This window comes from Legionella steigerwaltii, assembly GCF_001468065.1.
Lineage (GTDB): Bacteria > Pseudomonadota > Gammaproteobacteria > Legionellales > Legionellaceae > Legionella > Legionella steigerwaltii.
This window is the reverse complement of record NZ_LNYZ01000026.1, coordinates 1-8222: the sequence shown is the minus strand read 5'-3', so window position 1 is coordinate 8222 and position 8222 is coordinate 1. Positions and strand designations below refer to the sequence as shown.

Genomic DNA, 8222 nt, shown 5'->3' with positions numbered 1-8222 from the left:
CAGGCCCAGCGAACTCCTGCCTGGGAGCTCAGCATTTAAAATAATTAGCCGTTATATTGGATGTTATGAATGAAACAAGTTCTGGCGGTCCACGAATGGAAAAGGTATTAATGACCTCTTTTAGATCCTTATCCCCTTTATCTATATGATCTAGAATTTTATCTATAACAGTTTTATCGTTGAGTGATGCCAATGCTCTTGATTACTACTTTTGCAATTTGTTGGCCTGCGGCAGTTGCATTGACTGTGCTTTATGTAGGCTATGAAATGTATCATGCTTACAATCAACATCAGAGTAAAAAAGAAGCTGCCCAACATGCTTTGGAAGCTCCTGAAAATGATGATGAAGAATTTGATAGGGTATACTGTTTGGCATAGTTTAAGGTTTGAACCCCATTTTAATGGGGTATGATCTTAATCTCTTTAACAGTGCTTTGGACTCTAAGGAGCATCTCTAATAGCTTGCGCGAACAGTCACCTCAGTCGATTGCTCAATATAATCTTGCGCTATATCAAGTATTTTAGGTAAGGCCAAATGAGTTGCAACGGCGGTTAGGGTGCCCGCAATGAGTCCACCAGTTACCCCAGAATCAGCAGCAAAAAGACAAAACACAACAAGTGAAGTTGCTGTGATCACATAGTTTGAATTCTCTCGAATCGGATCAATCTGTTTTTTAGCATGTTCTCGTATACGTCCAGCAGCCATTTTTCTCGCTTCTCCGCCAAACAGTCTATTTGCCTCAGAATTTAGTTGTGCTCGCTCTCGCTCGTAGTATCGATCGCGCAGGTCTTCTCCTGTTATATATTTTCCAGACATATTTAGTACCTCTTTTAGTTGCACATTAAAATTAATTCATTAAAACCAATAAATTAAAAGTTTATAATTTTAACAAGCCAATCTTTTTTATCAACAAATACTTTTCTTCTGTGCAATAAGAGCAGCAAATTGGTCTAATTTAAATAGTGTCAATTTAGTGATGGATTCTCATTTTCCTTTTTCAAATAGTTATGCCATTAATTAAGAATGTTGATAAGAGTGATCTTGACTTGAATTGATGGACACCTAGTTAAGAGAGTAAAATCTTAACCAGAGGTGAATAATGCACAATAATAATCCAGAACAAAAATCAAACAGAAAGAAATACAGTCCTCATTTCAAAGATCAGGCGCTAGAACGAGCAAAAAAGGATGGTATAGCTCAAGTAGCGAAAGATCTCGACCTAACACCAGCATTATTATATTCGTGGCAAGCGAAGAAAAAGCAAGGTGAAGACTGATCTTGCTCGGAAAAAACGGACACCTTGCTAAGCTACCATTTTGACCTCAAATAATTCTGGCGATTTATAGCCGATCAACGAATGAAGTCGTTTTCGATTGTAATATATTTCGATGTATTCAAACACATGATTTTTGGCAATAGCACGCGTTGCAAATTTTTCCCCATGAATCGCTTCTACTTTAAAACTATGGTTCCAGCTTTCCATAGCAGCGTTATCATAGCAATCGCCACGCTTACTCATACTGCAAACAAGTCCATAACGTGTTAGAAGTTTTTGATAGTCATAAGAGCAATACTGGCTACCCCTGTCTGAGTGAAGGATAAGGCCTCTAGGTGACTTTCGGCTCCATACAGCCATTTGCAACGCATCAATCACTAATTGCTTTGTCATGCGTTCAGAAAGAGACCATCCAACGATTTTACGCGAATATAAATCCATAACAACAGCAAGATAGAGCCATCCTTCTTCTGTCCAAACATAGGTGATGTCGCTGACCCATTTTTCATTAGGTTGATGCGCTGAGAAATTTTGCTGTAATAAATTTGGCGCGACTGGCAATTGATGATTGCTGTTCGTGGTTGCTTTAAATTTCTTCGCAGCACGCGCTCGCCATCCATTCGAACGCATGATTTTAGCAACACGATGTCTACTTACTAGCTCACCTTCATTATTTAACCGTTTAGCAATCCAAACCGCGCCTGCTCGTGATTTCTCATCATCAAAAATGATTTTGATTTTATTAGTTAATTGCTGATTTTTATCTTCTCGTCGAGAGGGTTTGCGATCTCGCCAATCATAGTAGCCGCTAATAGATACAGATAATAAACGACTCATTAACCTAAGAGAAAATTGATCTGAATGCTCCTTCATCATAGCGTACCTCACTTTGATTCCTTCGCGAAGTACGCAGCCACCTTTTTTCTGCTGTGCTTTCCATGAATACAGTAGGGGTTCCGATACCCCAAGATCCTTGGCCACTTGAGAAACGCCATCTTTAGCGATTCGTTCTAGAGCTTGATCTTTGAATTGGGGGCTATATTTCTTTCTAAATACTCGTTTTTCTGGTTTATTATTATTCATTATCCACCTCTGCTTTAGATTTTACTCTCTTAGCAAGGCGTCCGACAAATCAGGGCAGGATCAATATAGAGGAGCATTGAACTACTGTAACAAGGTCTCATCTACTAGGTTGAATTTTTGAATATTAGTATAAATCTATTTTTTTATTATTCATGTGCACCTCTTCTAATTGTTGAAATTATAACAAGTTAAAAGAGATGACACAGTTATTTAAACACTACCTTTTATATTATTGCAAGCTTTGTAATAAATTTAATAGCCAAAATAGAGCCTTTTTTAATTATTAGTGGGTCTTATATTTTCAGGTAAGCTCGTTTCCGGTCTTTCTAATCCTAGTACTGCTCTAAATCTATTAATTATCCCTCTTCCCCTACTTGCTGTATCTCTTGCTTCTACATTTGTTGTATTAGTGGCCATTATCTCAGGGTGTTCTCTTTTTAGAGCAAGCTGAGCAGCCTTACAAAATACTTCATTCACACCATTACCATTTATAGTACTGGTAGACATGTAATGGCATTGATTTCTTTCAGCAAACTCAATAACAGACTCCTCATTTATGTTGTGGAACGCAGCATTATCCATGACAATAATGGCCTGACGGTTAAGCTCAGGTAACAAATCCTGTTCAAGCCAAGCCTCAAAGGTAGCCGTGTTAATCGTGTCTTGAAAGAGGGTAATGGTGAGTAACCGCTCCCCTAATAAAGCGCCTATAACATTGGTTCGCCCGCGAGCCCCCCAATCTTGAGTACCATAACACCGTTGACCTTTTAAAGCATAACCATGGGTACGGGGCATGTCATGAGCAAATCCACTCTCCTCTAAATAAACAATATCCATCCCATTGGCTTGATAACTATTTAGTTTATTTTGAAACAATAAGCGCTTTTCTTCGTCTGCTTTTGGATGAATGAGTGTTTTTTTTATACGTCACATTCAAGCGTTTTAGTGCTCAGTATATTCCACTTTGACTTGCGCCAAGACGCTCTGCTCGTTCATATTGATAGCTATCAGGGTACTCTTCAATGTCCTTTTTTAGCCCTTCCATATCTATTTTTGTGGCTGATTTATTGCGCGTTTTTTTAGGCTCTAATTCAATAAGCCATCTCATTACGCTCGCTTTGCCCACTCCAAATCGAATCGCTACTCCTTCTATGCTTAAACCTTCTCTTTCCCTTATCTCTAATACTTTTTTTCGAAAATCAATAGAATGCGTCATAACTTATTGATTATAATCAATTTATTTTAATTTGGCTATATTACAATTCTTCAAAAAACGCACAACTTCTGAAGAGTTTTGACCGGCAGGTTTAAAATACTCTTTCTCAAAAAAGAAATTAATAACTGATAATTTGCTTTCTGAATTAAAACCTTTACCACTTTCTGCTTCTGATATTAAATTAAGCAATGCGTTCGTATCGGGGATGAGTTTAGTTAGTAAAGACTCATTGAGTTGTTTCAATAACTCTATTTTATCTTTATTAGAAGGTAGTTGGAGAAGAATTTCACGGAGCGTTGACACACTATTTAATGTCGTCTCATAAGAAGGACAATGACTGGTAACAATTTCCTCTAACCTTTTCTGATAGTCTAAAGCCTCTATGGTATTTAAAGAACCTTGTTTGATGTCGTGTAACTGCAAACGTAATCCTATCCCAAAATAGGGATGATTTTTTATTAAAGAAACAATAATCTTATCTTCATTTTCTATCAATTGACTTAACAAACTGATCTTGCTCTCTTCCCCATACGATATCGTCGGACTATAAATTCGTTTGCCTTCAATTAAACTCAGGAGATTTTTTTCAGCTTTGTCTATTTCTTTATCAAGTCGGATTCTTTTATTATCAGTTTTTTCAGTATCTTGAGCAAACTTAGGAGTCCAACCCATTAATAATTCTTGGTTTTCTCTCAAGATATAAGCCAATTCAGATCCATTTACCTCCACACATTGTTGAAATGTTTGTCGTTCTCCTGTGGGCGTAATACCTGGATTTCTCAAGCGCTCCCATATTACTCCAATATCAGTAGGGGGTTTTCCATCTACACGACCGTCGTTTATAAATTTTTCTATTGTGCAAGCAAAAAGCTTCGTACGTTCTTCTTCAGTTAAATTATCAATAAATTCAGCAAATTCAATAATCCCTATATTCGCATCAGAACCGGCATTATACTCTTCTCCTCCTCGGCCTCCATGAGCCCTACCTTCTCTTAATTTATTTATAAAACGCTCAAGATACCCTCCCACACTTTGATCTTGTGATGAATAAGTTAGGTTTGACGTTTTCTGGTGTTAAAGGCCTGTCATCCTGTTCAAATAATGTAATTAACTCTTTAATTTCTTCTAATGTTTGAAGTAATTCTAATTGCTCGGTAATATTCTTTCCTCCCAGTCGTTCAGGAGAAATAAGCTTTAATAAATTACTCAAGTCTATGCTCAATTCTTTTAAAGTATTCATGGTCTCTCGATAGAGACATACAACACTTACTTTATTTATAGAAAAAAAAGGTACTACTTGCATATTAACCAAATAAATTGGCTTGCAAATAATCATAGGTTGATAATAGAAATAAAACACATCTTTTAGGGTTGTTCTCAACTATGAGCGCTGGCATTTGATCTAAAATCTTACATTATCGATATATTTGAATATCATTATCTTCAAAAATTGGTATTCGACAAGATTGAACTATTATTTATTTTCGCATATTGCATGTGTGTGTGTTGTACTATTGGTTCCTAGATGTTTAGTATCACTTCATCCATGTTCAAAGTAGGATCTGGACGCTTTTTAGTAGGTTTTGGATCTTCGTTCGCCTTTATAGGTGTATTGTCTCTTGCCATATATTGGTTACCAAACGTTATTTTTCTTTGGTCGCAGGACTGATGACTACTTTAGGGATGTTGGGTCTTGTTTATGGTGAAGTGAAAATTACTGAATGGTCTCAGAGCATCGGTTGGGAGGAAGTGCTATTGTCAATCGCGATTATTGGGTTCGGATTAAGTGTGTTTATGTTTGCTGTAGTGCGTGATGGCCCCATTATTCAAATAAACATCCTTTGCTCGAGTTTTTTAGGAATGTTTGGAAAGTACTCATGGCTCCTGAAGTTTGGGTTATTGGTTTTGTTGGAGCATGTTTGTATACTTCTTTATCTGTTTTTGGGGAGTTGTGGGGAAAAACTTATCTAGAGCAGGCGCATCATTTAACAAAAGTTGAAGCTGCTAAAACTGTTTCCGCAGTATTTTTGGGCTGGGCAGTTGGTGCTCCTATTGCAGGATACTTATCGGATCGCTCAGGACGTCGATTATTACCTTTAGTTTTAGGTGCAATTTTTGCCTTAATTTGTATAAGTATGGTTTTATATATTCCTAACTTATCTTACATTAGCTTAAATATTCTATTATTTCCCTATGGAGTGTTTAGTGCTACAGAAATTATTGTATTTATTATGGCTAAAGAATGCAGTGGTGCACAACTCTCAGGTACTGTATTTGCTGCAACCAATATTATAGTTACTCTTGGAGGCGTTGTATTCCAGCCTTTAGTAGGTAAACTATTGGATACGTTTGGTGACAGCGGTATTGTTGGTGGGGAGCATATATACTGTTGTAGATTATCAAGTTGCTTTGTCTATATTACCACGTTCATTATCGCTCGTTACTATTCTTGCATTTTTTATCAAGGATAATAAGGATCTTGTAATAAATTAGTCTCAGTGAAGTGAACCGAAAGGGTTTACTTCAGGTTTTACTCTAAATTCAGTAATCTTCTTTTTTGAATTTATAACTCAGGATTTCATGCCTTCTTGATTCATGTGATTTGAGGTACTCAGAATAAACCTCTGTTTACATCACCTATAGAGCTCCCAAAACTCAGAAAACCCATTTCAATATGATTCCAAACGCGATGAATTTCAAGCATTGTTCGTGCATCTTTAAGAGAGCTAAGAGCTCCTATAGTGAACATTAAGAGTTTTTCTGATAACATTTCTTCCTGTATTTTGATGCAAGTCTTTGAGTTAATTTAGTCTGAACCCAGCTTATTATGTTTGCAACGATTTAAGGATAAATATGAAGCGCACAACAAAAATTGATCGGGTTAATGAAAAGAAAACTGAAAAAACAACTACTGATTCACTCTCCCTTGATTATAAGAATTTCCTTACTGCAAAAAGAGTCATTATCACCCAGGGAAAAGTAAGCGTGGGTGTTAGTACCCTATTAGCCAAAAATTTTGAGTTGTTTTCTCAAGCATACTTTAAGCTCAAAACCAATGAGTTTCTTACAGAGCGCGATGAGATGATCGCTCTTGCAACATGTCTTAACCCGCATCATCAAGTCATGTTAAAAGCACTGATTGCAAATGAAGCACGCTTAACTAATAACAGCGAAAGAGCAGAGCAATTCTGGCTTACAGTTGAAGACAAAACCAATTACTTTCAAAAAAAATATCAATCCTTTATGACACAGTTACAAGAAGAAATTGATAACAATAATTATCGCTCGTCAGTTCAATATTTAATGTTGGAATTTCCATACCCAGAACTCGCAGAAGTGATAAATATGGCAAAAACAGAGCCATATAAAGAAAAGTATATTCGAGGATGTGATTATTTGAAAAACAACCATCAGATTATAATTCAGCCCAGGCAATTTCGTCAGAATAGTCAAGTTTTTGGCTCTAATTTAAATAGTTTTTATGAGATTATTTTTGAAGGTCAAAAAGCAATTGCTGCTTATCCACAGGCGTTTCAAGATAAATTTTCTCTATTTCTCGCTGAAGCAGAATCGTCCCTTTTACCTGACAGATCCAAGTTGAGGGGTATTGTAGCCAGTAAAATTATTTCTATTTATCTAAGTGATGAAAAAAATGATGCCAGGATCGCCCCTATCCATAACCAAATTACTTGCTATTTACAAAGTGTCCCTTTGGAGTTATGTCTTAGCTATATTAAAGTAAAGGATGAACCACCACAAAAATACATCTCAGAAAAAGTATTTCAACTTATTTGTTCTTGCATTGAACTTTATAAGCAGTCGAATAGACAAAATTCCGATTTTTTTGCAATACAGAACATAGAGCCTAAATCAGGAACCCTTACTTTGGATACTCCAGTTACTGAGAAACTCCGTAGTAACAGTACCATAGAACTGAAAGAACAGACCAAAGCGTCGAAAGATCTTGGTAAAAAAGACAATGGATTGCACCGATTTTTTTCTCAGTTACCGTTGGTGAAAAGAAATGATGAGCCTTCTCTGGTTATCAGTGAACCTACTTATTTGTTCGGGAGTATGGAGCCCTCGAGTGCTAAAAGCCAAATCGGCCCTGATCAACAGAAAACAAGCAAGGCTGCTATAGCCTCTCCATCGAGCAACGACTTGAAGAAAAATAGTCCTGCAGTCAAGGAAGTCAATTTGAACGCTAAAAATGATAAAGAAAATAATTATACTCATACAGGTCAAGATTTAGATGTTCCTTCTGCAAATAAATCAGCTGATTTTCTGAAGAAAAAGGCGTTTGTAGAGAATTTATTTAATAAAAGAAATCCAAATTTCCAGGAGCAATCTCACCCCAAAAGTTCAAATCAAAATGCACCCAATTAGGCATAGTGCATAGGAGCATAAGTTATTGAATCGATGCGTGTTGCGACAAGAATATCTTTGCTTTCCTTTTCGTTTACAGGTTGATAAGAGAAATAAAACACCTCTTTTAGGGTTTTTCTCAACTATGAGCACTTGCATTTGATCTAAAATCTTACATTCTCGATATATTTAAATATCCTTATCTTCAAAAATCGGTATTCGACAAGATTGAACTGTTATTTATTTTCGCATATTTTGAATTCAGGCCCAGCGAACTCCTG

9 protein-coding genes and 1 pseudogene are annotated in these 8222 nt (G+C 36.5%); 4 read left to right on the top strand and 6 right to left on the bottom strand.

Translation table 11 applies throughout. The features are described 5' to 3' along the window. Positions 1-192: 192 nt before the first annotated feature. Complete coding sequence (locus tag Lstg_RS13515; protein WP_058478202.1) at positions 193-378, top strand: hypothetical protein; 186 nt, start codon at positions 193-195, stop codon at positions 376-378. Positions 379-454: 76 nt separating this feature from the next. Here the strand turns inward: Lstg_RS13515 and Lstg_RS13510 are convergent, their stop codons facing one another. After that, positions 455-817: a hypothetical protein gene (locus Lstg_RS13510; protein WP_058478201.1), complete on the bottom strand. Its 363-nt coding sequence runs from the start codon at positions 815-817 to the stop codon at positions 455-457. Between the two features lie 283 nt (positions 818-1100). On the opposite strand from Lstg_RS13510, the gene Lstg_RS17560 reads away from it, so the two are divergent. After that, on the top strand, positions 1101-1277 hold the full coding sequence (locus Lstg_RS17560) for a transposase (protein WP_082650858.1): 177 nt from the start codon (positions 1101-1103) through the stop codon (positions 1275-1277). 27 nt (positions 1278-1304) lie between these two features. On the opposite strand, the gene Lstg_RS13505 is transcribed toward Lstg_RS17560, so the two are convergent. From Lstg_RS13505 to Lstg_RS13485, 5 genes are all read right to left on the bottom strand, one after another. Further along, positions 1305-2360 carry an IS3 family transposase gene (locus tag Lstg_RS13505; protein WP_082650857.1) on the bottom strand — a complete coding sequence of 352 codons (1056 nt, stop codon included), beginning with the start codon at positions 2358-2360 and terminating at the stop codon, positions 1305-1307. Positions 2361-2636: 276 nt separating this feature from the next. Then, positions 2637-3236 (bottom strand): transposase, encoded by a 600-nt coding sequence (locus Lstg_RS13500; RefSeq protein ID WP_058478200.1) that lies wholly within the window; start codon positions 3234-3236, stop codon positions 2637-2639. 73 nt (positions 3237-3309) lie between these two features. Further along, entirely contained in the window at positions 3310-3576 is a 267-nt protein-coding gene (locus tag Lstg_RS13495; protein WP_058478199.1) for an IS630 transposase-related protein, read from the bottom strand. Positions 3577-3597: 21 nt separating this feature from the next. Then, positions 3598-4605, bottom strand: coding sequence for a hypothetical protein (locus Lstg_RS13490; RefSeq protein WP_058478198.1), 1008 nt, complete (start codon positions 4603-4605; stop codon positions 3598-3600). Beyond that, positions 4589-4816, bottom strand: a complete 228-nt coding sequence (locus Lstg_RS13485; protein ID WP_133129207.1) for a hypothetical protein — start codon at positions 4814-4816, stop codon at positions 4589-4591. The genes Lstg_RS13490 and Lstg_RS13485 overlap by 17 nt, the downstream gene beginning before the upstream one ends. A 258-nt stretch (positions 4817-5074) precedes the next feature. Between Lstg_RS13485 and Lstg_RS18150 the strand changes: the two are divergent. After that, positions 5075-6069 (top strand): annotated as a pseudogene (locus Lstg_RS18150) (MFS transporter); the annotation flags it as partial. Between the two features lie 360 nt (positions 6070-6429). Next, positions 6430-7962 carry a hypothetical protein gene (locus Lstg_RS13475; protein ID WP_058478196.1) on the top strand — a complete coding sequence of 511 codons (1533 nt, stop codon included), beginning with the start codon at positions 6430-6432 and terminating at the stop codon, positions 7960-7962. Positions 7963-8222 lie beyond the last annotated feature (260 nt).

What these genes read in the sequence shown, in the direction of transcription:
- Lstg_RS13495 (WP_058478199.1), bottom strand. Translation starts at nt 3,576, where the DNA reads ATGACGCATTCTATTGATTTTCGAAAAAAAGTATTAGAGATAAGGGAA.
- Lstg_RS17560 (WP_082650858.1), top strand. Translation starts at nt 1,101, where the DNA reads ATGCACAATAATAATCCAGAACAAAAATCAAACAGAAAGAAATACAGT.
- Lstg_RS13475 (WP_058478196.1), top strand. Translation starts at nt 6,430, where the DNA reads ATGAAGCGCACAACAAAAATTGATCGGGTTAATGAAAAGAAAACTGAA.
- Lstg_RS13485 (WP_133129207.1), bottom strand. Translation starts at nt 4,816, where the DNA reads ATGAATACTTTAAAAGAATTGAGCATAGACTTGAGTAATTTATTAAAG.
- Lstg_RS13510 (WP_058478201.1), bottom strand. Translation starts at nt 817, where the DNA reads ATGTCTGGAAAATATATAACAGGAGAAGACCTGCGCGATCGATACTAC.
- Lstg_RS13515 (WP_058478202.1), top strand. Translation starts at nt 193, where the DNA reads ATGCTCTTGATTACTACTTTTGCAATTTGTTGGCCTGCGGCAGTTGCA.
- Lstg_RS13505 (WP_082650857.1), bottom strand. Translation starts at nt 2,360, where the DNA reads ATGAATAATAATAAACCAGAAAAACGAGTATTTAGAAAGAAATATAGC.